This window comes from Pseudomonas sp. FA117, assembly GCF_057370475.1.
The window spans coordinates 3195970-3220732 of sequence record NZ_CM170675.1 but is presented as its reverse complement, the minus strand read 5'-3'; the positions used below and the strand labels follow the sequence as shown (position 1 = coordinate 3220732).

The following is a 24763-nucleotide window of genomic DNA, read 5'->3' as shown; positions in this document are numbered from 1 at the left end:
AACAGGCCGAAGATCAGTCTCGTGAACTGCTCAGCACTGAGTTACACGGGGATGAGTGCCCACTGCCCTGAATGCTTGCGAACGGAGGCAATGTAATCAGGACCATCCTGTGACCAGATCGCGACGGCGTGATCGCAAGCGTCGATCAAGTCCAGAACATCATTTTTGAGCAGCCCGAAGTCGTGCACCATCTGGCCATGTTCAAGGGGATCGGGGTGCAGGAGCAGCTCGACCTTGTACGAGTGCCCATGAATCGAATGAGAGCAACGACGGGTGCTACAGCCTCGAAGGATGCGGGTGTTTTCAAACTTGAACAGCTTACGGATCAGCATGAGCCACCTTCTTCCTCGTTGCCTTTCGACGGTACGGGGTCAACTCCGCCGGCATGCAGTGGGTGGCAACGCAGGAGGCGGCGCAGCGTAAGCCAGCTGCCCATCAGCGCGCCATGAATCCGCAGAGCTTCTATTGAGTACTGGGAGCATGAAGGGTGAAATCGGCATCGATTCCCTAAGGCTGCGCTGATGAAGAGTTGGTAGCCGCGTACCAACGCAATCAAAATCGTGTTCGGCCCTGGTTTCATGTCACGCTCCTCTCGACTGGGCGCAGCTTGGAGCCTTCCGGGCTGTCTTCGATGCTGAAGCCAGCCTCTAGCAACTCGTCACGCAGAGCGTCTGCCCTGGCGAAGTCTCGCTCTTTACGTGCTTTGTTTCTTGCTTCGAGTAATGTCTCGAAATTCTGTCGATGACTCAGTTGTTGTTCCAAACGCGCTACTGGAGGGCTCAAGGCAGCGAGGGCGGCGTGGGGCTCTTGCTGTAGTAGACCAAGCAGTCCGGCGGATCTGATCAGCCTTGCTTTGGCAAGTGCCCGCATTTCATCTGTCACTGCCTGATCCAGCTGTGATCTAAGTACATGCAGCCGGGCCAGTGCTTTGGTCACACCCAAGTCATTCTTAAGGGAGTCCAGCACTTGGTCGTCTGGTGCCACATCGACAGGGGCGTTCAACGAGCTGACCTTCGACAGGGAGATATAGAACCGAATGAGCGTTTGAACGGCAGACTGCAGGCGCTGCGCATTCCAGTCCATCGGGCGACGGTAGTGGGTGAAAAGCAGTGCAAATCGTATTGCTTCACCAGGAGCCTGAGCTAGCAAGTCTCGTACTAGCAAAACGTTGCCCAATGATTTGGACATCTTCAGTCCATCCACGGTAACGAAGCTGTTGTGTACCCACATGCGGCAGTAGAGAGCGCCATTGGCGCAAGTACCCTGGGCAATCTCATTTTCGTGGTGAGGAAAAATAAGGTCTTGGCCTCCACCATGGATGTCGATTGTATGCCCCAGGTGTCGACCGATCATGGCGGAGCACTCAACATGCCATCCTGGTCTACCTCGTCCCCAAGGGCTGGTCCAGCCGGGCATTTCAGCGGTCGAAGGTTTCCAGAGAACGAAGTCCAGAGGGCTGCGCTTATAGGGGGCGACTTCGACCCGCGCTCCGGCCAGCATGTCCTTGGGTAAGCGCCCTGACAGTTGCCCATAGGCTGGGTAGGAGGGAACATGGAACAGCACATGCTGCTGCTCGACGTAGGCATGTCCGCGGTCGATGAGTCGTTTGATCAGCGCGATTATTTCTGGAACATGATCTGTAACGCGTGGTTGCAGATCGGGCGAGGCGATCCCAAGGGCCGCCATGTCTTCATGGTAGGCATCGATGAAGCGGCTGGTGATGTCCGCGATGGGAGAGCCTGACGCAGTTGCTGCTGCGTTGATCTTGTCGTCTACGTCCGTAAAGTTTCGCGCGTAAACGACTTCGTTGAATTCATGGCGCAGCACTCTGGCGAGGATGTCGAAGACAACTGCAGGTCTAGCATTGCCGATGTGTGCGTAGCTGTAGACGGTAGGGCCGCATACATACATGGTCACCCGGTCAGGCTGCTCGGTACGCAGTGCTTCTTTCTTTCGAGTGAGCGTGTTGTGCAGTTGGATAGTCGACGTCATGCGTTGGTGCCTTCGATATGCTCCGCTCGGAGAATGTAGATTCCCGGCAAGGTCATCAACACCTCTAGCCAGCACTCCAGAGCAAGCTCACTGATGGGGTTGTCGAAGCTGAAGCAGAATGTACGAATGCGGTCGCTGTGACCGTTCACGTCCTGTTGAGGTGCTCGCAAGCCTGCAGAGAGCAACCCTCGACTCATACTGTTTTCGGGTTGGAGTGCGACCCGGAATTTAGATACAGAGGTGGCCTTGTATGCGTGCTTGTTTAACCAGCCCAGCGCGCCAAGCGTCGGAGCGATGCCGGAAACGGAAACATCGGGAAGTACTGCACTCATGTTCTTTATCCGCAGGTTACTGGCTCTTCCAATCACGGGGCTCTTACAATTCAATTCCAGCCAGGAAGCGGGTTCTTAAGCTTCATCCAGCCTTTCGGGCCTTGAGCCATCTCATCGTCTGTGAGGAGACATGCATCAAAGCTGGCCCGCAGTGCAGGTTCATCCATGTCCATGCCGATCAGTACGAGCTCTTGTCGTGCGTCGCCCACGTCCTTGTCCCATTTAGCGCGAATGTCCTCGACGGCCTCGGTGTCCGTCGGCCAACGATCTTGCGGGATGGCGGCCCACCAATAGCCCGCTGGGCCATGTCTGACCATTGCGCCTGCTTGCGACCAGTTGCCGGCCATTGCCGGCTCGCTGGCGAGCCAGAAGTAGCCTTTGGAGCGCACGACGCCTGGCCATTCACGTCCAACCAATGTATGGAAACGCTCAGGGTGGAAAGGCCGGCGGGCGCGGTACACGAAGCTGTGAATCCCATACTCTTCCGTTTCAGCTGTATGGGACCCGCGTATTTCCTGCAGCCAGCCCGGGGCTCGTGAGGCCTCGTCGAAATCGAACAAGCCAGTATTGAGCACACGATCCAATGGGACCTTGCCAAACGTCGAGATCTCGATCTTCGCCCGAGGGTTCAGGCCATTAAGAATCGCGATGAGTTGCCGCCGATCGTCTTCACTCACCAGATCAATCTTGTTGAGAACGATCACATCGCAGAACTCGATCTGCTCAATCAGCAGATCTACCACGGTGCGTCCATCCTCCTCTCCCAGCGACTCACCCCGCGCCTGCAAGCTATCGCGCGAGCTGTAGTCCCGGAGGAAGTTGAACGAATCCACGACGGTAACCATGGTGTCGAGACGAGCTACCTCACCAAGGCTGCGCCCATCTTCACCTTCGAAGGTAAATGTCTCCGCCACTGGTAACGGTTCAGAAATACCGGTGGACTCAATGACCAACTGATCGAATCGCCCTTCCTTGGCGAGGCGATCCACCTCGACCAGGAGATCCTCCCGCAGCGTGCAGCAGATGCAGCCGTTGCTCATCTCAACTAACTTTTCATCCGTGCGTGACAGCTCGGCGCCTCCGTCTCGCACCAAGGAGGCATCGATGTTCACGTCACTCATGTCATTAACGATGACGGCGACGCGCCGGCCTTCGCGGTTGTTCAGAATGTGGTTGAGTAGCGTGGTTTTGCCTGCGCCTAAAAATCCGGACAAGACAGTGACGGGAAGCTTTTGGCCTTCACTCAGGTTCGATTTTGGGATGATCATCAGGGGCCTCACGGTATGATGTGGTGCAGGTTTACTACTCGTATTCGCTAGCCGTTAGATGTGTGTTCCAGCATGTAGCAGGCGGCACATTTTCCGTGCAGCTCCATGGTTGAGCTGCCCGGCGCAAACACGCTTTGCTTCGTCCAGGTACCCCGAACGCGAAGATTCCAGGCGATGAACCAGGCCGCGCTTGGCAAGTTTTCTAGGTGCCCGGTAAATCTGTGTGTGGGCCCCGCGTCGAACGTGAAGCTTCAGTCATTTCATGAATAATTGTTATGTTATAACGTAGCACAGTCGGTTGCGCCACAAAAAATGTCGCAAAGCATGCGCGAGCCCTGGACGGGCGCTGCCAGCTTCGCTGCCGCTGCAGGCATCCTGCGCCGGGTGAGTGTCAGTCAATCAGGAGGGGATCCCGGCTTTCCTCGGCAAGATTTTGCACGCTGAGTACCTGACGCCACTCAGGGGCACGCTGAGCGTGTTGCTAAAGCTGAATTTAGGAGAAAGCAAATTTGAAGATCATGAATGAGCCTTCACGGTGGCTTCTCGTACATAGCGTGCAGGGGAATTGCCGAGCGTCTTGCGGAACATGCTGATAAATGAGCTTACAGATTCGTACCCCAACGCCTCCGCAGTAGCCTGCACGGATGCACCTTCAGCCAACTCCTGAAGCGCGACAATAATTTGCCATTGCTTACGCCAGTGCCCAAAGGTGAGGCCGGTCTCTTTCTTGATCAGTCTGGCGAGCGAACGCTCGCTCATTGCAATTTTCTGCGCCCACTGGGCCATGGTGAGACGATTCGCGGGGTCTTCAGCCAACGCTTTGGCGATCAATCGAAGCTGTGGGCTTTTCGGCAGCGGGAGATAGAGCTCTTCGGCGGGTGCCTGCTCCAGAAGCTCCAACAAGACGCCTGCGATGCGGGCTTGTTGACCATCGGGAGGGTAGTCATTCGTGCGCTCCGAAAGGAAGAGGACCAATTCAAGAACCAAAGGATTGAGTGCCAAGGTGCAGCAGTGATCCGGCAGATTGGCTGCCCCGCGCTCGACGAACACCATGCAGATTTTGCCGTTAGCGGTGACCCTGTTGCTATGGGCCATGCCGCTTGGAATCCATACACCCAGCCCTGGCGGAACCATCCACAAACCATCCTCGACGGTGCAGACATTCGCGCCTTTGAACGCGATAACCAGTTGGCCTTTACGATGTGAATGAACGGGCACTTCGATATCGTGCTGCTGCGACTCCATCATGAGCACGACAGCCGGTTGAAGCATTGCATCGGGGTCTTCCGGACCCAGCAGGTAGGGCTCACGTTCGTGCTCAGCCATCACGCTTCCTGATTGTCCGAATTTGATTACTTATTGGCAGAATAGTTTATATCGGAAATTCAAGGCGAGATCTTATCATTGATCCCGTCGGAGCTAAACGCCCGGCTTTCGCATTCTCTCGTTATCAGGTGGCCATGATGCTCAGCGAGATCTCGATCGCCCACATCTACTTTCCTCCTTTTTTCATCTACCTGCTGGTTGCTGTGGTGCTTTACCTCGGAATTGAAAAGCTGACGCGCCGTTGGCTTGACCTGACCTGGCATCCCAGTCTCACGCGGTTCTTCGTTTCAATCGCTTTGATCTCCCTGCTGATACTCAAGCTTTGATGAGGCAACAATGAAACAGGCTGTACAACTTCTCAAACTCGCGACAACGCTGATCATTGGCCTGGCGGCGTTGTACTTCTGTTCAGCCCTTTGGAAAACCTACGTCCTCGCGCCTTGGACACGCGACGGGCGGGTCAGCGCTCAGGTCATTCGGATCGCACCAGAGGTTTCCGGGAACGTTGAACAGGTTCTTGTAAAAGACAACCAGCAAGTCAAAAAGGGCGAGCTGATCTACCGCATCGATGACCGAAACTATTCGCTTATCGTAGATCAGCGTTCAGCCGAGTTGACTGAAGCGCATGAGGTATTCCGTCAGCGTAGTGACGAACTGATCCGCCGGAGTCAGTTGATCGGCGCTGTCCCGAAGGAAGAAATTGAGAATGCGCAGCGCGCGCTTGCGATCGCAAAGGCGCGCTTGAGTAGTGCTCAGACCCAGTTTGCTCAGGCGCGGTTGAACCTTCAGCGCACGCAGTTGCGCGCTCCCGTCGATGGCTACATCACACAACTGCGACTGCAGCCAGGGGACTTTGCTGCAGAGGGCAGCACAAACTTGTTCATCGTCGACAGCGATAGCTTCTGGGTGACCGGCTATTTCGAGGAGACCAAGCTCGCCAACGTAGGTACAGGGGCCGCGGCCAAGATCCAGTTGATGGGATTCAAGCCGCTGCTGACCGGCCATGTCGCCAGTATTGGTCGAGGAATTTCGGACGAAAACGAGGTGCGCTCCGAGAATGGTCTACCTCAGGTCAGTCCAACGTTTAGCTGGATTCGATTGGCCCAACGGATTCCGGTTCGTATCGAAATCGATCAGGTACCCAGCGGCGTTGAGCTTGCGGCCGGTATGACGGCGAGCGTCGAGATCGACCAGCCTGGCACCGAACACTCCTGGCGTCTTATCAACTGGTTGAAGGATTACCTCTGATGCGTATTCGGGTACTGCGTGACGGGTTGGGCGCGCTTCCGGCACCGTTTACCGTGGCAACCTGCGCTTACGTCATGCGTAGTTGTGCTGCCGCGAGCCTAGCGCTAACAATGGGGTTCTTTCTGCAACTCGACGCTCCATTCTCAGCGGCCTCTACCACTTTGCTGCTGCTTAACCCGGTCCAAGGAGCTGTTTTGGGCAAAGGCCTGCACCGGATTGCTGGCACGCTGCTGGGGGCGATCGCGTCGTTTATCCTGATGGCACTCTTTTCACAGCAGATGATCCTACTGATTCTCGGAATTGGGGTATGGCTAGGTTTGTGCGTGGGGGCGATGACGTTGCTCAGGCACTATTTCGCTACTACCGCAGTGGTCGCCGGCTACACGGTGTGCCTGGCGTTGGGGCCGGCCATTGTCGAGCCGCAGCTCAGTTTCCAGCACATCGTCACCCGAGCCAGTGCGGTGGTGATAGGGGCAATGAGTCTGAGTCTGGTCACCGTGCTGTTCAGCCGTAAAACCGTGGAGCAGCGTGTCCGGGATGCGTTGCGTGCTCTGAGCGGCAGAGCACTGGATTTGATTGCGGACCAGTACTCGTGCGCTGGCGATGCACAGTTGCATCGTCAGCGCACAGCGCTAGCAGCCGAGGTCAGCCGAGTTGATGACCTGCTCGGGCTGGGCCGTGGGGAGTCGTGGGTCATCAGCGATAATTTGAGAGAGATCCGCTCAGGCTCCATCTATTTGCAGGCAGCATTGCTTGAGCATGAACTCCCTGGCGACGGCCAGGCACTAAAGTCCTCCGCTCGTATGGGGGCGGTTGCTGAACGGCTCCGAACCATCGCAACTGCGTTGCGCGAACAGCAGATATCGCTGAAGCTCGCGAGTGCGCAAGTGCGCGGCATCCGTGAGCAGATGATCGCATGCATCGATACATCCGAGTCCTTGGATGACCGCACGCTTCTTGCGCTGACACGGCAGCAAGAACGGTTAGGCGAAATGGGCCATGCTCTAGAAGGGTACTCTTTTCTGGAGCAGAAGGCTCAGCACAAGCATCGCCCATACCGCGTTCATCGCCACTACGGCGATGCCCTGCGCAACGGTCTGCGGGCGCTGTTGGCCACACTCATTGCTGGCGTCGTTTGGTTCTTCAGTGGTTGGGATCAAGGGCCGGTAATGCTTGGAGTGCTTGGTCCTTACGCGACATTGATCGCGGCAACGGCAACGCCTGTCAAAGGTACCGTCCACTTCTTGCGCGGAACCCTGTATGCCATCCCTGCGGCATTTGTATGCAAGTTTCTGATCATGCCCCAGATCAACGGTTTGCCTTTGCTTCTGGTCACTCTCGCGGTGTTCTGGTCGTTCGGCGTCCATGCGAGCACCATTGCCACCCGCGCATTCCAGGCCATCGCATACCTGATTGCGTTTAACACCCTCGTCAGTACTACGCTGGTCGCCCATTACGACTTTGCTGACTTCGCAAACCAATCCGTTGCATGGGTCGTAGCGCTCGCTATTTGCCTTCTTGCCTTTCAGCTTTTGCCTAAACGTCACGAGAAGAACGCCGAGGCCCTGGTGAGTGCGCTGCATAAAGAAACAGCGCTCCTGCTCGGCAAGCGCGATGGCGTCGACTATGGCCTCTGGGAGGCCCGTCAGCAGCATCGCATTGTCTCACTTGCCGCTTTGCCAGCAGAAATGCTGGCATCTCAGGGCTACGTTGAAGATGTCGGGAGGATCGCGCTTCAACTGGGTAGGGAGTTGAAACGAATCCAGCGAAGCCTGGCCGCTCTGGATCGGAAGTCCCGGCTCGCGCAGGCCATCGACACGGGATTGGCTCGTCTGGCTCATCATCACCGCAGCCCCGGCCACATGTCCCTACAGGCGCGTCGCACGGCGAATGCGCTGCGACGCATGGGCTTCCTCAAGGACGCATTGGTGTTCAATGATTTGTCCTGGCTGTTTGATCAGTACGCAAAGAGCGCCTCGCAGTCGTGAGGAGAGCAGCGACTCTGAGTGGCGTTCGCGCCTCTACGCCAAGGAGATGTGATGTGCCGAGCACAGGTCAGCGGCTGATGATCAACCCGTTATCGAGTTGGCAGAAAATCGCTATTTATAGTCATGATCTGAAATTTACACATCGTGTGTTTGGGATGAAACTAAGAGGGTCATACGTTATCCGCAACGCGCGCTAACGTTACAACCGCCATGGAGTCGACATGTATATCGAGATTCGTACGTATCGCTTGAAGGCGGGTGCCGTGCCTGCCTATTTAAAAATTATTGAAGAAGAATGTATTGAACTTCAGAAATCCTATCTTGGCGATTTGCTGGGTTACTACGCGTCAGAAATCGGGCCCATAAATCAGGTGGTCCATATCTGGCGTTATCCTTCACTGGATGATCGTCAGTGTAGGCGGGCGGCACTTGCCCAGGATCCGAAATGGCAAGCGCTTACACCCAGAGTGATGGCGTTGATTGAGGACATGGATACCAAGATCATGCGGCCGGCAAGGTTTTCGCCGGCGCTGAAAATACCCTGAGCAGGTCGTGCATGAGGTGGCGGTACCAGGCTGCTCATCATGAAGCTGCCATGGCCGTACAGCACCAGTTTGGATTTTCGATCGCAATAATTCCCTTGTTGATGAGTGACGGCCCAGCATTTCCGGACCGCCATGCGTCAAGAGAATCTCATGGGCGGTGGGGTGAACCCACCCGTCTCACGACTAATCAGTTCTGCTACGGCGATCGTCGTTTTGTCGTGACCATAGGGGCCGATAATCTGTACGCCGACGGGCAGACCTGCTGGCGTCAACCCTGCCGGCGCTACAGTTGCAGGCAGATAAGGAAGAGTCGCGAGGCCCGCCCAAAACAATTGATCGTTGTAATTCTGTGCCGAGCCGTCGACCTGGACAATTCGATCTACACGTGGGGTCTGTTGGTCATGGGGGAAGGCTGCAGTAGACGCCACGGGGCTAAGCACTACGTCGAACCGTTCAAAGAAATGCATCCACTTCCGGCTCAGAATCACGCGCTCCCGGTGAGCGTCGTACCAGTGCCGGTGGGACTGGGTCGCAAATCCGGCGTTCCACGCAGCGTAACTGTTGTCATTTCCGGAGAAGGTGGCCGCGAGATTCGCTGCAGTTGCCCAGTCGGCATCCGAAAGCAGTGCGCCGGTAGCCCCACGCAGCAGCTTCATGTAAAGAGTGTGGGCGCTTTTCGAGTCAGGGAATGGGCGGGCAGTCCAGTCCACGATGGCGCCGCGCTCTTCCAGGTTTCGAGCAACTGCAGCAACTCGATTGCGGACCTGCGAATCGACAGCGCACATCGGATCATCCAGCCAAACGGCTACCCGCAGACCCTCGGGACCCCTGCATCGCGCTGGCGGCAATGCAATGGACTGGTGAGGGGCAGTAGGTTCTGCCGCAGCCAGAATATCCATGGCCATCGCCAGATCCTGCGCTGAGCGTGCCATCGGACCACATACCAGCAGGTCGAGCGGAACATCGGCACGGCCCACGCCGTGGCCAGTCTGAGAAATGACTCCGTAGGTAGGCTTGTGTCCAAATACGCCGCAGTAATGAGCCGGATTGCGGATTGAGGCACCGATGTCGCTACCGAGTTCGAGTGGGGTCAGGCCGGCCGCCAGAGCGGCTGCCGCGCCTCCCGACGAGCCGCCCGGAGCGCATCGTAAGTCCCAAGGATTGCAGGTAGTCCCGTAGATCGGATTGAACGTCTGCCAGTCAGCCAGCATCGTGGGGACGTTGGTCTTTCCGAAGATAATGGCGCCGTGTTTCTTGAGCCTGGCCACGGCCACCGAGTCTTGCTCGGCGCCCTGGGTGATGAACGCAGGATCACCCCACGTGGTCATCATGCCCTTCACATCGAAACTCTCTTTGACGGTCATTGGCAAACCGTGAAGCGGGCCGATCACCTCACCCCGAGCCAGCGCGTTGTCCGCAGCGCGTGCTGCAGCGAACGCGCTCTCAGTACAGAGCGCAATCACTGCGTTAATCGTCGGGTTCAACGCTTCAACGCGATCGAGGTGGAAGTGTAAGGCCTCCACGCACGAGATCTTGCCCTCTCGTATCTCTTTGAGCCACCAATGAGCGGACTGGAAGGCGTTCTCATAAGGAACAGTTTCGTTACGCATAGATGCTCCACCTCGATGCACCACTTAGACGTTGCTCTTGATCATGCCGCCATCGACCTGGAAGCAAGCCCCGGTGATGTACGACGCTTGCTCAGAGGCGAGAAACGCAACCATGTTGCCCAGCTCTTCCGGACGACCAAGACGACCGATCGCGGTGTTGCGGGCCAATCCCTCAAGGCACTCTTCCAGCGTGCGGCCGCTCCTGTCGGCGATCTCCTGCTGCTTCTCACGGATGCGATCAGTCAAGTAGATCCCTGGTAGTACCAGGTTGGCGTTGACCCCATGCTTGGCCCACTCTTCCATCATGCTCTTGAAGTAGCCGGCGACGGCGGGGCGAATGCCGTTCGACAGATGCAGCATTGGAACCGGCTGCTTGATCGAACTCGACTGAATACTGATGATTCGGCCCCAGCCTTTGGAGTACATATGAGGCAGGCAGGCACGTACCAGGCGAATGGTGGAGAGGTGCAACAGCTTGAACGCGTCGAGCCATCGTTCGTCGTCGAGCTGATCGATCGGCAAGACGGGCGGGCCGCCGGTGTTGCATACCAGGATGTCGATAGGGCCAAGTTTGCCTACGGTGTGCTCGATCGCGCCGACGATGGCTTCTGTTTCGCCCAGGTCTGCGGAGACTGCGATCACGTCACTGCCGGATTCTGCGCTGAGTTCCCTCGCGGCTTTTTCAAGTAATTCAGTGTTGCGCGCACAGAGGGCAACTCTTACCCCTTCATGTGCCAACCGCGTAGCAGCGGCCAGACCAAGGCCCTTGCTCGCCCCGCCAATAAATGCAACTTTGCCCTTGATTCCCAGATCCATAAATCCTCCTAGATCATAGCGTGTTATTAGCAATCATTAACTTGGGTTTAAGCTTCTTCGCGATACAGCCCAAGCTTGCGAAGTGTCGGATCATCCGAGAGACAGAACAGGTAGGCATTGCTATCGGAAGTGCTCTCGTGGTGATGCTCACTCCACGACGGCACAACAAAGAAATCGCCCTTTTTCCAGTTGAATTGCTTGCGGTCAATCACAGTGAGGCCGCTACCTTCCACAACATGGAAAACCTTGTGACAGGTTTGGCGACGGGACTTGGTGCTCACATTGGGTCGAATCAGGTGGGCGCGGCAGGACAGCGTGGCGAACACTGATTGACCGTTGTAGGGGTTGATGTATTCCACACACACATCGTCGTAGGGATTGGTGTCACCTGCTTCAGCCATTGCATTGAGCAACGCGTAGGTGTCAGCCCAGCGGAAATGGATCATCGAACTTTTGTTCAGATCACGATCCAGATCAGTCGCTGGGCGAAGACCAGCGGTACCGTAGCGACGCTTGGTAGCGCCGGTGCGAGCGGTAGGCCTCATGTCGCCGGTATCGCTTTTGTATACCGCATCCAGGTAGCGCACGAGCCCCAGATCCAAACCGTCAAACCAGAATGCTGGCTCGTCTGAATCGTTGCCGTGACTATGCCAGTGCATGGCCGGCGTCAAAACCAGGTCGCCCGGGGACATGTCCACCCGATCGCCGTTGTCGTTGGTGTAGGCCTTGCCGGAAATGAAGAAGCGCAGCGCGATAATGGTGTGACGATGAGGTCGAGCCTTTTCACCTGGCATCAAGAGCTGTACCGAGACCGACATGGTGTTGGTAACGGTCTCATCCGGGATGCCCGGATTTTTCAGGCGTAGAAAGCGCCGTTCGGCACCCGCCAATCCATCAGGCAATTTCTCCTGAAAGTCGAGGGCCTTCCAAACCATGTCTTTGACTTCATTGAACTCCCAGTGGTACGGAACCACGTTGTCTTTCTTGGGAAGGACAATCGGCAAGTCGTCGATGGCCGCGAACGTTAGGCTCTTTTCAGTCAAGGCTGCACGGTAATCTTCAATGCTCTTAATATGCTCCGTCATTTCAAATAACCCTCAATAAACATATGGGTGGGACGGCAAACTTCGTGCACGTGAATGCACGCGCAAAAGCGTGTTCGCCGTTGAAAGCCGAGCGTTTAAATATCGAGAATCAGATGTGGGCCCGAGGCCCGGGAGCAGCAAATCATCATGGTCCTTTCGCGATCGTGCTGGTCCGCTGACTTCACGCTATCTCGGTGTATCACGTCACCGCTAAGTACCTTGCATTCACAAGCCCCGCAGATACCCTCCTCACAGGAGTAGTCGACGTCGAGGTCGTTCTGGATACAGAGGTCGAGAATGGTCTCGTCAGGCATAACGGTGAAGGTCTTACCGCTTCGCTTGAGCGTCACTTCAAACGATTTGGCCTCGCCCTCGGCGAGCGGTGCTACTGGTGCTGCCTGGAATCGTTCGATATGCACCAACCCCGGCTCGCGATCGGCTGTTGCTTCAAGAAACTCAGCCAGGAAGCCAGCAGGGCCACAGCAGTACAAATGAGCATCCATCGGGGCATTGTTTATGATGTCAGTAACGGTGAACTCGTTTTGACCTTTCTCATCAGCGATGTGAAGGGTTACATCATCATGGCAATACGGGGCACCGTACTGAACTACGTGCTCCAGCGCTCGTGACCAGTAGTCAAGATGGACGGGGGCACCCAGTCTCTTGCGCTCGTAGTACATGGACAGCAAGGGGGTGATCCCGATGCCGCCGGCCAGTAAGTAGATGAGATGTTCCGAATCGGTCATGGCGAAGTTATTTCGCGGTACCGAGGTTCGGTAGGTCTGCCCCACCACGCTTGCTGTGTGCCATTCGCGCGACGCTGCCGTCTCGATCGCCCGATTCTGAACGCCGATGCAGTACTCGTAAGGTTCCGCTCCTGAGTTGAGAAGCGAGTACTGCCGAGTGCCATGGCCTTCGATGTACAGATCGATGTGGCTGCCTGGCGTAACCGCCGGCAGGCATTCGCCCGTCGGTGACGCGAACGTGTAAAGGTTCACCGAGGGCGTTGCGTATTCGATACGCGTCAGCAACAGCGTGAGTTCCTTGGCAGCCATCAGATGACACCGTATTGAATGTTCATCGAACGCAGCCAACTGCGATATTTTTGTCCCATCAGATCGGTGCGATGATGCAGCTCATGGCGAAGTTCGGCGGGAATACGTTCTGGTCGCTGAGTTTCGACGATAAAAATATCTTGCGCGTACACCACGTCAGCACGTTTGACGACGGCTTCGGGGTCCGGCATCGGTTTAACGTTGAGTGCTGCGCACACCCGAACAATGCAATTCACCTCATCGATGGGTTGAGCCGTCAGCAGAGTGGCGAAGCGAGACGTTTGCCCTTCGATCTCGTGGCTGTCTGCGTCGAGGTCGACGATGCGTTTTGAGAAGTGCGCGATGAGCGGGCGTTTGATGGTCCAGGTGTAGTAGGACGCGACCGGGATACCCCGTACGTCCCCAGCAGGCTGTACGGAGCGGATCTCGGAAGTGCGCAGTCCGTCAGGACCTACCTCGACCGTATAGGGTGCGATAACGTCGGGTTTGGCTGCGATTGCATTAAGGTCTCCGTGTACGAACGGAAAGTGCGTGATGTCGCAAAAATTCTCGACTGCCCGATAACCGTTTGCCTTGAACACGTATGGACCGGACGGTACTTTCAGATAGTCGTCTTCATGCCACTCTGGAAATGAAGGAAGGTCATGAGGTGGATTGCCAAGCGTCACCCAGACCATCCCGTATTGCTCGCGCACTCTGTGCTTGATGGCCTGTGCCTTGCGCATTGGAGGATCGTTGGGGGCTGCCGGAATCAGCGTACAGGCACCTTCGGTGTTGTAATGCCAACCATGGTAGGGACAGACGACTTCATTGTTGCAGATGTGTCCTTTGGACAGGCGTGCGCCGCGGTGGATACATAGGTCTTCCCATACATGCGCGACACCGCCAGCGTCGCGCCAAGCCACCAGGTCACGACCCAGTAGCTTGACGGGGTGGAGTGTGCCTTGGGCGAAGTCGGAAGCGAAGCCGACAACGTGCCAATCATCTAGAAGAACTGGATCGGTGCACCCCTGATCAAGTGTCAGGGGAATCAAGGTCCTTGTTTGCTCTGTTGTGCTCATTATTGAACCTCAGGACGTTAAGTTGCGAGGCCAGTATATGAGCGGATCTGGGAAAATCGTTTAGAGAACCTGCCAATCAGGTGTCCTCATTCGCCATTTTTCTGAGATGGTCAGGAGGCGAGTATTTCTTTTAGGGAAAATCCGAGCAAGCCAGCCGTTCAGGGCCAAATCGCGTGAAAACGCCCAGCCGCACTGTTTTCTATGCGGACAGTGCCGTTTTTATTGATTTGGCCGGTCTTTTCGGCCCGTTTTGCCTTGCTACGGGCGCACCTACCCCAGACCCATCAGCCGCTTTCGCGTGATCCACAGGTTTGACAGCGCAAACAACGTGGTCAACTGAGCCGCATTTTTCATCAGACCGCGAAACCGGGTCTTCACATACCCGAACTGGCGCTTGATCACCCGAAATGGATGTTCGACCTTGGCTCGGGTCTGTGCTTTTACCCGCTCGATTTCGCGTTTGGTCTTGTAGATCAGGCTACGCTTGCCCCACTTCGTGCAGGTACTGCGCCGGACTGCGATCTGCCAAATCACCTTACGCCCGTCATGTTCTGATCCATCTCAGTCAGAAAGCGCTCACGATGTGTTTGCTTGCGTTTGCCGGCGTACTCAGCATCGGAAAAGCTCATCTGGCTCATGGGGCTGCCGTCCTGGGGAGGAGATGGGGTATTTCAGTACAGGTTGCCAAACCATGGAGTAGCTTGATTGGAGAATCCCTAGAAAACGCCCTCAACCGAGGCCGTTTCTGAGGAGGGGCGGCTACGCCGCAGCTCCCGCTTGCCGTTCGCTTTCAATTTCGCGAACGAGCGGCAACACATGCTTGCCGAAGTACTCGACTTCCTCCTGGAAATGCAGGAAGCCCGACAAGATCAAATCCACACCTACTGCCTTCAGTGCCACGATACGCTCGGCAATCTGTCGCGGCGTACCGATCAGGTTCGTCTTGAAGCCGTCGTTGTACTGCACGAGATCTTCAAACTTCGATTTGGCCCAGTTGCCCTCGCCTTCGGGGCTCGCCGATCCCGCGTTTTTAGCTTGCGCACCAAAGGCATTTACCGCCTCAGGATTGGCTTTATCGATAATTTCCTGCAGCACCGCACGCGCTTCCTCCTCTGTCTCCCGAGCAATTACGAAGGCGTTCACCCCAACCTTCACCGAATGGCCGTTAGCCGCCGCTTTGGCACGTATGTCATCGACCTGCGCCTTGATCCCTTCCACAGTGTTGCCATTGGTGAAATACCAGTCTGATACCCTGGATGCCATGTTGCGAGCAGCCCGTGAACTGCCACCCTGGAATATTTCGGGGTGCGGTTGCTGTAGCGGTTTCGGCTTGAGGGTGTAGTCGTGAAAGCGATAGAAGTCGCCATTGAACGAGAAGTTATCCTGCGTCCAGATTCCCTTGAGGGCTTGAATGAACTCTTCGGATCGGCGGTAGCGTTCATCGTGGTCGAGCCACGGCTCGCCGATCGCGTGGAACTCACCCTTGAACCAGCCCGAAACGACGTTGATGGCGATACGGCCATTGGTGAACTGGTCGATTGTTGCCAGTTGCTTTGCAGCAAGAGCAGGATTCCATGGCCCGGGGAGAATTGCAGCGATGACCTTGAGCTTGTCTGTCGCTGCCAACAGCGCATGGCTGATCGTCACCGAGTCGTGCTGGTACTCGGCTCCGTAGCCGGCAGTGAAGCGGATTTGCGACAGCGCGTAATCGAAACCGGCCTTCTCTGCCAGTTGCGCGAGCTTCCGGTTGTAATCGATATCCCAACTGGTGCGCTGCTCGATGTTGCTGACAACCAGGCCCCCGCTGACGTTAGGTACCCAATACGCAAACTTGATTGATTCAGTCATTGTCGTGCTCCTGATTTTCTGGTGTTCATGCCGCGCGGATAGCCGCGAGGCGGAAGAAGGGATTCAATGGAATTAGTGCGCGCTCGATACGCTCGACTTGCGCGTCGTCGGTCAATTGGTAGTCATCAAAAGACTCGAGGCTGGCGTATACGCCGAAAGGCAGCGTGTGGGCCTGGAAAAAACCGAACAGAGGACGGAGTTGGTGGTCGATGACCAGCGCGTGGCGATCACTGCCGCCGGTGGCTGCCAGCAATACCGGCACACCCTTGAGCGCCTCGTGATTCACCAAGTCAAAGAAGTGCTTGAACAGGCCCGTGTATGACGCGCGGTAGACCGGACTGCCAGCGATGATTAAGTCTGCGTTTTCGATGGCATGCAGGTGGATGGACAGCTCCGGGGCTGCCGAATCGCGCTCGAGGGTGCCCGTCAAAATGGAGGCAAGCTCAGCGATGCGCACCCAATGCACCTGGACCCTGTATGCCTGCATCAGTCGCTGAACTGTGATCTCCAACAAACTGTGCGTTCGAGAGGGAATCCGCAAACTGCCCGAGACAACCACAACGTTTATTTCAGCACTCATCACACCCTCACGTACTCGGCAAAAATCACATCGAGGGGGTGAAAGCAGCAAGCATGCCAACTTAGAGGTGCAATAAAATCAGATATTTAGTATGTTCATCAAGCACCGACGGTGTAGGAAGGGCAACAAGCTGCTGAACAACTGTTTCCCACGCAACAGCTACCAGACCAACCCCCAGCTCGACCCACGGGTTCCCAACCAACAGCTCCTCAACAAATTGATCTCGAGAAGACAACCGTTGACCCGTCATGAATGAATAAACCGCTGATTTTATTGAGAACTTAAAATCGGCATAAACTTTGCGAGGGGTGGTAACTTTTACCCGCTCGATTTCGCGTTTGGTCTTGTAGATCAGCTACGCTTGCCCAACTTCGTGTAGGTACTGCGCCGGGCTGAGATCTGCAAAATCACCTTACGCCAGTCATGTTCTTGATTCATCTCAGTCAGAAAGCGCTCACGACGTGTTTGCCTGCGTTTGCCGGCGTACTCAACATCGGAAAAACTCATCTGGCTCATGGGGCTGCCGTCGCTGCGGAGGAGATGGGTTATTTCAGCTCAGGCTGCCACACCATGGAGTGGCTTGATCGGAGAAACCTTAACGGATAGCTATCCAGTCGCCATCACGGAAATCTGCGGCTTTGGAGCAAGCGAAATGCGCGTCGACGTACTGGGAGGAAGAACCTTTGAACGGTAAGGGTGGGCATCGGCCCTTCCATCCGGACTGCAGCTGAGTGGTAAAAGCCTGGAGGCGAGCACCCGCCTTCAATCCGCTTCGGTCGCCTGCTTGGCTGACATGTATCGCCCCGGCGCCTGGCCCATATGTTTTCGAAACATTGTGATGAACGCGCTGGTTGACTCATAGCCCAGCGTCAGGGAAACAGACTGGACCGATTGGTTTTCAGCTAACAGGCGTAATGCGATGCTGATTTGCAATTGTTGCCGCCAACGGCTGAATGACATCCCGGTTTCACTTGCGACAAGCCGTTCAAAGCTGCGGACGGACATCAGAATTGACTCGGCCCACTGTCCGATGCTCTTTCTCTCTGCTGGCTGATGGAGTATGGCTTGGGCGACGCGACGCAGTTTGGGGTTGCTTGGCAAGATGAATGACACGTCGCTCGACGGAAGTTGGCGTAGCTGAGACAGCAGGAGCGTCACTGCATGTGGGTATGCGTCTTCCATCAGGTGCTCCTGCTTCGCGGCTGCCAGGAACTTGATCAGTTCCTCCACAAGCGGTGTCAGGGGCATCACACGACAGGTATCAGACAACCCTGCAGCAAGCTCAGGCTCTAGATACAGGTAATAGACATCGCTCAGATCCGAGAGGCGGCTGCCATGCAAGTGCTGACTGGGAACCCATAGCGCGTAATGAGCAGGAATGATCCACAAGCGGTCCTCCACATGGCAGCACGCCTCCCCACGGGTCGGAACGATGAGTTGAACCTGCCGGTGTCTGTGACGGCGCAGGGCCGGTGCGTTGATTTGGACATCCACATGCAGTACAGAGACTGGACTTTGGAAGGAGTCGGGGTTGAACGATTCCAGGCTCTTTGCCAAGTCGGTGTGTAGGGTGCTGGTCGAATGACCAGCGCAAAAAGGGGGCGTCAAGTTCTCCATCGAACAGGCACGAGAAGGCATGCTTACCTCGGCTACAGACGATTAAAGTTTTTATTCCTACATCTGGCTGCCATTGAGGTTATAGCAATGGTCTGGTGCACCGCAACGTTTGGGCCGGCTCAAGGCTTGATACAGCTTAAAGGTTTAAGCAGGCGCTCAGCGATAAGTGCCAGCTCGAGAGCCAGGTTGTATTTCGTCATGGAGCAACCTCCGGCGGATGAGGTGCCCAACTTTCGGGGGGCAGTTCACAGGCGCGTTGGAAATGATTGGAATGCCATGGACGGCTTTGGACTGGCTGGCGAATTAAGATTCTGAGTCTATAGGTGATTGCGGACCTTGATGGAAGTCAGTCACAAGCTATCCGGATCCCCAAAGAACATTTGGACAGGGCTCTAGGGCGGCGTTTCAATATCGAAAAATCATAAATGTACCCCCAAAAATACCCGCGATACCCCCAGCAGGATGCGCGATCGAGAACAGCGATTTCTGACAGCTGACGAGGTGGTGCATCCTGGACTTCAGTGTAGCGCCATGGCCGCGTGGTGCCCATGGCACTCACTCCGGATGAATGAGGGCACTCAGCCTTCAACCACCCGAGCCACCGCCACCTGTAGTGGTCAACTCATTCCGGACACAGTTTTGAGTTTTTCTTCAGCTTTTGCCGGAGCCAGCCCATCGTTGAATTGATGCGGGCGGATCCAGTTGTAATGGCTCATCAGGTATTGGCTGATGTCTCGTTGAGCTTGCTGCCCAGTCAGGTACCCGGTGGTCGGTATCCACTCCGATTTCAAGCTACGAAATACTCGCTCCATCGGCGCATTGACGCTCCTATGTCAACCAGCGCTCCTCGACTCGCTCAAGTCGGCCAAAATCAGTGGATATAGGCCTCGGATGATGTAGCGCTTCAGACATCTTTGTATTTCCTTGCACGACATCCCTTCGGCCGTTCTGCGCGCCACATACGCCTTGGTTCTCGGGTCACTGCGCATTCTTACCATCGCGATAGTCCATAGCGCATTGTTGGCGGATCGATCCCCCCCACGATTCAAGCGATGACGCACCGTTTTACCAGATGATGCGGGGAGCGGGTTAACACCACAGAGCGCAGCAAGAGCGGACTCACTTTTCAGTCGCTCAGGGTTATCCCCTGCAACGGAGATTAAAGTGGCCGCTGTCTGAGGGCCAACACCGAATTGACTACGAAGGCGATGTGCATACTGCTGCGTTAGCGAGTCCAGCGTGTCATCTAGCTCCTGCAACTCTGCCGCAAGGGCCTGCCAGCGTTTAGCCAGAAGTCTAAGCGATGTAGTCAGGGCGCTCAGGAATGGGGCGTGCCCCAGTGAGCCAATGTGTGCACAGTTGTCGACGCAAATCGCAGGTTTGACGTCCCAGAGCCGCTCTCTGATTTCTTGAGGAGCACTGACCAGCAGTGATCTGATCTGGTTGATAGCTTGTGTTTTAGCTTTCACCGCACTTCGGCGGACGACAGAAATCTCCCTCATTGCCTCGGCAGCGCCTGAATGGGTTTTAGCGATGGCAGTGGCGCTCCCCGCCAGCACCGAACGAGCTGCGCTTTCCGCATCGGTAGGGTCTGACTTTCCCTCCAATCTGCGCTTGCATCGATCAGGGCGGTTCACTTCAAAAACAGCAATGCCGTGTTCGCGAAGTACAAGTGCAAGCCCAGCGCCGTACGTACCAGTGCCTTCGACGCCAGCCCGCTGGAGCCACCCGAATGACCTTGCCCAAGTCAGCAACTTAAGGTAGCCGCGAGTCTGTGTATCTACAGCAAGAGTACCTAACAGCTGCCCATTCACGTTGATCAGGGCGCCAACATGGACATCCAGATGCGTATCCACACCTAGGATGACCTCAGTGAGTTTTGCAGTGTTCATGCGTAATACCTCTGAGTTTACGCACTACCGACCTTGGACGCAGGACAGGACTCTCGCGGTGCAGCACAAAGCTCCTATTAAGTCACAGACGCCAAGCCTGGCAGTGCCAGGGAACGTCAGCGATCAATCGACAGGTCAACACCAAGGCATCTAGCTAGCCAATCCCAGCACGAGTCAGATTGAGCTGACGCTCTTGAGCATAGTGAACTGAGAATCCCAGCAGTTGCCTCGCCGGCTCATGCTCTGGCGCATGCGGTAGCGCCACAGTCTCTGGCGGAACTGACGGCTGCCATATTGCGCCCCCTGGTCGGAGTGGAACAGTAGCCCTTGAGGTTTGCCACGTTGTTCGTAAGCCACGACCAGCGCCTTGACCACGAGGTCTGCTTCCGGCTTTTCTGATAGGGCCCAGCCCACCACTCAGCGAGTACGCTCGAGATCTTCCGACATCAAGAGCGCGGTAGCCTTTTTTAGTATTGATTTCTCGCGTTCAAGGCGCGTTATCCGAGCTTCGAGTTCTTGGATCTTTTGCTGCTCTGGCGTCAACGCTTTGCTGGCGGGCGTGATGCCTCCACGTTCCTGCTGAAGCTGGTTAACCCAACAGCGCAGGGCTGACTCGACCAAACCGAGCGAGCGGGCTGCTTCGGCATGACTGTAGCCTTGATCGAGCACCAGGCAGGCAGCTTCGCGTTTGAACTCAGGGGTAAAGGTACGACGTTGCTTGGTCATCAGACACCTCTCTGTGGCGAGCATTCTCGCCTAAATGGGTGTCCGGTTTCATTAGACCACTACACCAGCAACTGAACCTCCTTATCTCGACGCGCCTACGCCGACACTTGATTTAAGGCGCGCAAAAAACCACCCATCACTGGATGGGCGGGTTTGTAAGTTCACCTTAGGACTTAGCCCAACAGTTCATTGGCCACTTGATCAACGGCACCCTTGGTGATGTTCACAATCAAGTCCGCCTCAGCCTCGGTGAGAATCAATGGCGGGGCGAAGCCGAGGATGTCGCCATGGGGCATAGCCCGGGCGATCATGCCGTGCTCAAGGCAGGCCGCCGAGACTTTCGGGCCGACCTTCAAGGCCGCATCGAAGGGCGTGCGCTGTTCACGGTCGGCCATGAATTCGACGGCCACGAGCATGCCGTCGCCGCGCACTTCACCCACCAACGGATGACCCTCAAGGGTTTCGCGCATCCGGCGGTTGAGATAGGCACCCACCTTGTCGGCGTTGGCCGTGAGGTTTTCCCGCTCCAGGATGTCGAGGTTGGCCAGGGCCGCCGCCGCACAAATCGGATGCCCGGAGTAGGTCCAGCCATGCCCCATCGGCCCGTGGAACTCGGAGGCTTTCTCGATCACATCCCAGACTTTTTCGCCGACGATCACCGCCGAAAGCGGCGCATAGGCGCTGGTCAGGCCTTTGGCCGTGGTGATCAGGTCCGGACGCATGCCATAACGCTGGCTGCCCATCTTCGCCCCCAGGCGACCGAAGGCGCAGACCACTTCGTCGGCGATCAGCAGCACGTCGTATTTGTTCAGCACCGCCTGAATGGCCGCCCAATAGCCAGCCGGAGGAACGATGATGCCACCGGTGCCCATCAATGGCTCGCCGATGAACGCGGCCACAGTGTCCGGGCCTTCGGCCAGAATCATCTTTTCCAGCTCGTCGGCGCAATAACGCACGAAGGCCGCTTCATCCATGCCTGTGGGTGCCTTGCGATACCAGTGTGGGCACACGGTGTGCTTTATGCCCTCGGCCGGCAGGTCGAAATGCTGATGAAAGCTAGGCAGGCCGGTCAGGCTGCCGGTCATGATGCCCGAGCCGTGATAACCACGGTCACGAGAGATGATTTTCTTCTTCTGCGGCCGACCTCGCACGTTGTTGTAGTAACGCACCAGTTTGATCTGGGTTTCGTTGGCGTCGGAACCGGAGAGGCCGTAATAGACCTTTTTCATCCCTTCCGGCGCCCAGTCGATGATGCGGCTCGACAGTTCGATGATCGCCTCGGTCGAGTGGCCGACATAGGTGTGGTAGTACGCCAACTCCTTGGCCTGCTTGTAGATGGCGTCCGCCACTTCGCTGCGGCCGTAGCCGATGTTGACGCAATACAGGCCGGCAAAGGCGTCGATCAATTCGCGACCTTCGTGATCGCGGATGCGGATGCCCGAAGCGCCCGTGATGATGCGCCCCTTGAGCGCACCGCTGGCATGGTCGTGGGCGTGGGTGGAGGGGTGCATGAAGTGGGCACGGTCTTGTTCGAACAGCGGGTCGAATTCTTGGTTCATGGCTATCTCCTGGGAACGGGCTTTAGAACTGGCCTTGATGGTGCAAGCAAAAGTATTTGGTTTCGACAAAGGCTTCGAAGCCCTCGGTGCCGCCCTCACGGCCCAGCCCCGAGGCTTTCATGCCACCGAACGGGATCGGATGGCCGGTGAACTTGACGCCGTTGACCGCGACCATGGCGTGGTCGAGTCGACGGATCAGCGGATAGATCAGATCCAGGCGATTGGAGCAAATGTAGGCCGCCAGACCGTACTCGGTGTCGTTGGCCATCTCGATGGCCTGGTCGAGGGTGTCGAACGGCATCACCCCGGCAATCGGCGCGAAGTTCTCTTCACGGTAAATGCGCATTTGCGGCGTGACGTCGGCCAGCACTGTGGGCTGGTAGAACAGGCCGCCGAGGGCATGGGCTTCGCCACCCACCAGCCGTTGCGCACCCTGTTGCAACGCATCGGCCACGCGCTCGGCAGTCACATCGAAGGCGGCCTGGTGCATCAACGGACCCACCTCCACCTGTTGCTCCCGCTCGCCGATCATCGCCGGACCGACCCGTAGCTCACGCACGGCCTCGGCAAAGCGCTCGAGAAACGCCGGATAGACCGAACGCTCGACCATGATCCGGTTGGCGGCGCAGCAATCCTGGCCGGAAGTCTGGAACTTGGCGGCCACCGCGACTTTCACCGCCCGTTGCAGATCGGCATCGGCGCAGACAATGAATGGCGCGTTGCCCCCCAGTTCCAGCGAGACTTTCTTCACGTCATGAGCAGCCGCTTGCAAGACCAACTTGCCGACGCGGGTGGAACCGGTGAAGCTCACCGAGCGTACGCGGGTGTCCTGCACCAGGGTTTGCATGGCCATCTGTGGTTCACCCAGCACCACGTTGAAGACCCCGGCGGGGAACCCGGCCTCTTCCGCGAGTTGCGCCAGAGCGAATGCCGAGTAAGGGGTTTCGTGGGCCGGCTTGACGACCACGGTGCAACCGGCGGCCAATGCAGCCGCGGCTTTGCGGGTGATCATGGCCGAGGGGAAATTCCACGGTGTCAGCAGTGCACAAACGCCGACCGGTTCCTTGACCGTACCCAGATGAGCGCCGGGAATGTGGCTGGGAATGTTCTGTCCATAGAGGCGCCGGGCTTCTTCGGCGAACCACGGAATGAAGCTCGCGGCGTAGGCGATTTCACCCCGGGATTCGGCCAGGGACTTGCCCTGCTCCAGGCTGAGAATACGCGCCAGGTCTTCCTGATGTTCCAGGATCAACGCCGCCCAGCGCCGAAGAATCGCCCCGCGAGTCTCCAGGCTCTGCTCACGCCAGTCGGCAAATGCCCGGTGCGCGGCATCCACGGCGGCGGCGATCTGCGGTTGATCGAGCATCGGCACATGGCCGATCAGTTTCTGATCAGCCGGGTTGTGCACGGCGATGCTGTTGCCACTGTCGCTGTGCAACCAATGGCCATCGACGTAGCAGAGGGCTTTGAACAGCAGGGGATGTTTGTAGGTCATGGCATTCACTCCGAACCGTGTGCGTGGAGTTCATGCTAGGGCAGCGAGGAGTCGGGGAATTGCGGTTTGGAGGGGGGTGTGCAGGTGGTTTTTTCTGATTGAGCGGGGTCATTCGGAGGTTTTTGCGGCGGGCTACCCCCCATCCTGCCGGCCCGCTCGCACAGCTTGATCGGGGGTGTTGCAGGCTTCAGTAGTCCTGAGACAACTCCGCAGGCAAGGCGCCGGCCGTCTTGATGGTCTTGGTGACGATGTAGGTGAAGTACCGCTCGATCCCCAGGTCGTCGAGCAGCAACTGATCGATGAATCGCTGGTAGTGATCAATGTCAGGCGCCTGGATCATCGCCATGTAATCCACACCGCCACCGGTGGCGTAACAGAACGCCACTTCCGGCGCGTCGTTCATCCGCTGTTCGAAGCGGCGCATGTCCTGCGCGGTGTGTCGGGCCAGGGTGATTTCCACCAGCACTTGCTGGCTCTTGAACACCGCGCCCCAATCGATCTGCGCGCGGTAGCCCTTGATCAGGCCGAGAGTTTCGAGCTTGCGCACGCGCTCCCAGGCCGGGGTAACCGACAGGTTGATCGCCTCGGCCAGGCTCGACTTGGTGATACGCCCGTCGCCAGCGAGGATCCGCAGGATTTTCAGGTCATAGCGATCGAGTTTGTGCATGTGCCAAGAAGCTCCTGAGTGAATGGCAACCCCTGAGGAAATCAACCCAGTGG

Annotated in this window: 22 protein-coding genes and 4 pseudogenes; 4 read left to right on the top strand and 22 right to left on the bottom strand. The window is 56.8% G+C overall.

All coding sequences use genetic code 11. The features are described 5' to 3' along the window. Positions 1-41: 41 nt before the first annotated feature. The 6 genes from AC1TXO_RS14850 to AC1TXO_RS14825 form a co-directional block, all read right to left on the bottom strand. Complete coding sequence (locus AC1TXO_RS14850) at positions 42-332, bottom strand: 6-pyruvoyl trahydropterin synthase family protein (RefSeq protein WP_486402447.1); 291 nt, start codon at positions 330-332, stop codon at positions 42-44. Then, the gene (gene yidD / locus AC1TXO_RS14845) at positions 326-580 is read right to left on the bottom strand and encodes a membrane protein insertion efficiency factor YidD (RefSeq protein ID WP_486402446.1); all 255 of its coding nucleotides are present in this window, start codon (positions 578-580) and stop codon (positions 326-328) included. The genes AC1TXO_RS14850 and yidD overlap by 7 nt, the downstream gene beginning before the upstream one ends. Further along, positions 577-1992 carry a cysteine--tRNA ligase gene (gene cysS, locus AC1TXO_RS14840; RefSeq protein WP_486402445.1) on the bottom strand — a complete coding sequence of 472 codons (1416 nt, stop codon included), beginning with the start codon at positions 1990-1992 and terminating at the stop codon, positions 577-579. The genes yidD and cysS overlap by 4 nt, the downstream gene beginning before the upstream one ends. Continuing rightward, positions 1989-2324 carry a hypothetical protein gene (locus AC1TXO_RS14835; RefSeq protein WP_486402444.1) on the bottom strand — a complete coding sequence of 112 codons (336 nt, stop codon included), beginning with the start codon at positions 2322-2324 and terminating at the stop codon, positions 1989-1991. The genes cysS and AC1TXO_RS14835 overlap by 4 nt, the downstream gene beginning before the upstream one ends. A gap of 50 nt (positions 2325-2374) precedes the next feature. Continuing rightward, on the bottom strand, positions 2375-3592 hold the full coding sequence (zigA, locus tag AC1TXO_RS14830; RefSeq protein WP_486402443.1) for a zinc metallochaperone GTPase ZigA: 1218 nt from the start codon (positions 3590-3592) through the stop codon (positions 2375-2377). A gap of 516 nt (positions 3593-4108) precedes the next feature. After that, entirely contained in the window at positions 4109-4918 is an 810-nt protein-coding gene (locus tag AC1TXO_RS14825; RefSeq protein ID WP_486402442.1) for an AraC family transcriptional regulator, read from the bottom strand. Between the two features lie 137 nt (positions 4919-5055). Between AC1TXO_RS14825 and AC1TXO_RS14820 the strand changes: the two genes are divergently transcribed. The 4 genes from AC1TXO_RS14820 (at position 5056) to AC1TXO_RS14805 (ending at position 8699) form a co-directional block, all read left to right on the top strand. After that, the gene (locus AC1TXO_RS14820) at positions 5056-5244 is read left to right on the top strand and encodes a DUF1656 domain-containing protein (RefSeq protein WP_486402441.1); all 189 of its coding nucleotides are present in this window, start codon (positions 5056-5058) and stop codon (positions 5242-5244) included. A 10-nt stretch (positions 5245-5254) separates the two neighbouring features. Then, positions 5255-6166, top strand: a complete 912-nt coding sequence (locus AC1TXO_RS14815) for an efflux RND transporter periplasmic adaptor subunit (protein ID WP_486402440.1) — start codon at positions 5255-5257, stop codon at positions 6164-6166. Continuing rightward, on the top strand, positions 6166-8154 hold the full coding sequence (locus AC1TXO_RS14810) for an FUSC family protein (RefSeq protein ID WP_486402439.1): 1989 nt from the start codon (positions 6166-6168) through the stop codon (positions 8152-8154). The genes AC1TXO_RS14815 and AC1TXO_RS14810 overlap by 1 nt, the downstream gene beginning before the upstream one ends. A 221-nt stretch (positions 8155-8375) precedes the next feature. Continuing rightward, complete coding sequence (locus AC1TXO_RS14805; RefSeq protein ID WP_486402438.1) at positions 8376-8699, top strand: NIPSNAP family protein; 324 nt, start codon at positions 8376-8378, stop codon at positions 8697-8699. Between the two features lie 137 nt (positions 8700-8836). Here AC1TXO_RS14805 and AC1TXO_RS14800 read toward each other — a convergent pair whose 3' ends face one another. The 16 genes and pseudogenes from AC1TXO_RS14800 to AC1TXO_RS14725 all read right to left on the bottom strand — a co-directional run bounded on the left by AC1TXO_RS14800 (position 8837) and on the right by AC1TXO_RS14725 (position 24710). Beyond that, the gene (locus AC1TXO_RS14800) at positions 8837-10309 is read right to left on the bottom strand and encodes an amidase (RefSeq protein WP_486402437.1); all 1473 of its coding nucleotides are present in this window, start codon (positions 10307-10309) and stop codon (positions 8837-8839) included. Positions 10310-10333: 24 nt separating this feature from the next. Next, a complete protein-coding gene (locus tag AC1TXO_RS14795; protein ID WP_486402436.1) occupies positions 10334-11125 on the bottom strand; it encodes an SDR family oxidoreductase in 792 nt (263 codons plus the stop codon). A 47-nt stretch (positions 11126-11172) separates the two neighbouring features. Further along, on the bottom strand, positions 11173-12210 hold the full coding sequence (locus AC1TXO_RS14790; protein WP_486402435.1) for a cupin domain-containing protein: 1038 nt from the start codon (positions 12208-12210) through the stop codon (positions 11173-11175). A 95-nt stretch (positions 12211-12305) separates the two neighbouring features. After that, positions 12306-13265, bottom strand: a complete 960-nt coding sequence (locus tag AC1TXO_RS14785; protein WP_486402434.1) for a PDR/VanB family oxidoreductase — start codon at positions 13263-13265, stop codon at positions 12306-12308. Next, on the bottom strand, positions 13265-14326 hold the full coding sequence (locus tag AC1TXO_RS14780) for a Rieske 2Fe-2S domain-containing protein (RefSeq protein WP_486402433.1): 1062 nt from the start codon (positions 14324-14326) through the stop codon (positions 13265-13267). The genes AC1TXO_RS14785 and AC1TXO_RS14780 overlap by 1 nt, the downstream gene beginning before the upstream one ends. A gap of 270 nt (positions 14327-14596) precedes the next feature. Then, positions 14597-14878 (bottom strand): annotated as a pseudogene (locus AC1TXO_RS14775) (transposase); the annotation flags it as partial. 207 nt (positions 14879-15085) lie between these two features. Further along, positions 15086-16174, bottom strand: coding sequence for a dimethylsulfone monooxygenase SfnG (gene sfnG / locus AC1TXO_RS14770; RefSeq protein ID WP_486402432.1), 1089 nt, complete (start codon positions 16172-16174; stop codon positions 15086-15088). A 25-nt stretch (positions 16175-16199) separates the two neighbouring features. Beyond that, the gene (msuE, locus tag AC1TXO_RS14765) at positions 16200-16754 is read right to left on the bottom strand and encodes an FMN reductase (RefSeq protein WP_486402431.1); all 555 of its coding nucleotides are present in this window, start codon (positions 16752-16754) and stop codon (positions 16200-16202) included. A 417-nt stretch (positions 16755-17171) separates the two neighbouring features. Next, a pseudogene (locus AC1TXO_RS14760) lies at positions 17172-17270 on the bottom strand (IS5/IS1182 family transposase); the annotation flags it as partial. 246 nt (positions 17271-17516) lie between these two features. Beyond that, positions 17517-18392: a helix-turn-helix transcriptional regulator gene (locus tag AC1TXO_RS14755; RefSeq protein ID WP_486402430.1), complete on the bottom strand. Its 876-nt coding sequence runs from the start codon at positions 18390-18392 to the stop codon at positions 17517-17519. Positions 18393-18988: 596 nt separating this feature from the next. Continuing rightward, positions 18989-19192 (bottom strand): annotated as a pseudogene (locus AC1TXO_RS14750) (integrase core domain-containing protein); the annotation flags it as partial. Positions 19193-19204: 12 nt separating this feature from the next. Continuing rightward, a complete protein-coding gene (locus tag AC1TXO_RS14745) occupies positions 19205-20263 on the bottom strand; it encodes an IS110 family RNA-guided transposase (RefSeq protein WP_486402397.1) in 1059 nt (352 codons plus the stop codon). Between the two features lie 210 nt (positions 20264-20473). Beyond that, positions 20474-20989, bottom strand: a pseudogene (locus AC1TXO_RS14740) (transposase); the annotation flags it as partial. Between the two features lie 173 nt (positions 20990-21162). Beyond that, a complete protein-coding gene (locus AC1TXO_RS14735) occupies positions 21163-22548 on the bottom strand; it encodes an aminotransferase (RefSeq protein ID WP_486402429.1) in 1386 nt (461 codons plus the stop codon). A gap of 22 nt (positions 22549-22570) precedes the next feature. Next, a complete protein-coding gene (locus AC1TXO_RS14730) occupies positions 22571-24043 on the bottom strand; it encodes an NAD-dependent succinate-semialdehyde dehydrogenase (protein ID WP_486402428.1) in 1473 nt (490 codons plus the stop codon). A 187-nt stretch (positions 24044-24230) separates the two neighbouring features. Continuing rightward, entirely contained in the window at positions 24231-24710 is a 480-nt protein-coding gene (locus AC1TXO_RS14725) for an Lrp/AsnC family transcriptional regulator (protein WP_065862861.1), read from the bottom strand. Between the last annotated feature and the right edge of the window lie 53 nt (positions 24711-24763).

Coding starts and splice junctions, on each gene's coding strand:
- AC1TXO_RS14780 (WP_486402433.1), bottom strand. CDS start 14,326: ATGAGCACAACAGAGCAAACAAGGACCTTGATTCCCCTGACACTTGAT.
- AC1TXO_RS14825 (WP_486402442.1), bottom strand. CDS start 4,918: ATGGCTGAGCACGAACGTGAGCCCTACCTGCTGGGTCCGGAAGACCCC.
- AC1TXO_RS14730 (WP_486402428.1), bottom strand. CDS start 24,043: ATGACCTACAAACATCCCCTGCTGTTCAAAGCCCTCTGCTACGTCGAT.
- AC1TXO_RS14755 (WP_486402430.1), bottom strand. CDS start 18,392: ATGCCTTCTCGTGCCTGTTCGATGGAGAACTTGACGCCCCCTTTTTGC.
- AC1TXO_RS14725 (WP_065862861.1), bottom strand. CDS start 24,710: ATGCACAAACTCGATCGCTATGACCTGAAAATCCTGCGGATCCTCGCT.
- AC1TXO_RS14790 (WP_486402435.1), bottom strand. CDS start 12,210: ATGACGGAGCATATTAAGAGCATTGAAGATTACCGTGCAGCCTTGACT.
- AC1TXO_RS14820 (WP_486402441.1), top strand. CDS start 5,056: ATGCTCAGCGAGATCTCGATCGCCCACATCTACTTTCCTCCTTTTTTC.
- AC1TXO_RS14785 (WP_486402434.1), bottom strand. CDS start 13,265: ATGGCTGCCAAGGAACTCACGCTGTTGCTGACGCGTATCGAATACGCA.
- AC1TXO_RS14835 (WP_486402444.1), bottom strand. CDS start 2,324: ATGAGTGCAGTACTTCCCGATGTTTCCGTTTCCGGCATCGCTCCGACG.
- AC1TXO_RS14800 (WP_486402437.1), bottom strand. CDS start 10,309: ATGCGTAACGAAACTGTTCCTTATGAGAACGCCTTCCAGTCCGCTCAT.
- AC1TXO_RS14850 (WP_486402447.1), bottom strand. CDS start 332: ATGCTGATCCGTAAGCTGTTCAAGTTTGAAAACACCCGCATCCTTCGA.
- yidD (WP_486402446.1), bottom strand. CDS start 580: ATGAAACCAGGGCCGAACACGATTTTGATTGCGTTGGTACGCGGCTAC.
- AC1TXO_RS14805 (WP_486402438.1), top strand. CDS start 8,376: ATGTATATCGAGATTCGTACGTATCGCTTGAAGGCGGGTGCCGTGCCT.
- zigA (WP_486402443.1), bottom strand. CDS start 3,592: ATGATCATCCCAAAATCGAACCTGAGTGAAGGCCAAAAGCTTCCCGTC.
- AC1TXO_RS14795 (WP_486402436.1), bottom strand. CDS start 11,125: ATGGATCTGGGAATCAAGGGCAAAGTTGCATTTATTGGCGGGGCGAGC.
- msuE (WP_486402431.1), bottom strand. CDS start 16,754: ATGAGTGCTGAAATAAACGTTGTGGTTGTCTCGGGCAGTTTGCGGATT.
- sfnG (WP_486402432.1), bottom strand. CDS start 16,174: ATGACTGAATCAATCAAGTTTGCGTATTGGGTACCTAACGTCAGCGGG.
- cysS (WP_486402445.1), bottom strand. CDS start 1,992: ATGACGTCGACTATCCAACTGCACAACACGCTCACTCGAAAGAAAGAA.
- AC1TXO_RS14815 (WP_486402440.1), top strand. CDS start 5,255: ATGAAACAGGCTGTACAACTTCTCAAACTCGCGACAACGCTGATCATT.
- AC1TXO_RS14745 (WP_486402397.1), bottom strand. CDS start 20,263: ATGAACACTGCAAAACTCACTGAGGTCATCCTAGGTGTGGATACGCAT.
- AC1TXO_RS14735 (WP_486402429.1), bottom strand. CDS start 22,548: ATGAACCAAGAATTCGACCCGCTGTTCGAACAAGACCGTGCCCACTTC.
- AC1TXO_RS14810 (WP_486402439.1), top strand. CDS start 6,166: ATGCGTATTCGGGTACTGCGTGACGGGTTGGGCGCGCTTCCGGCACCG.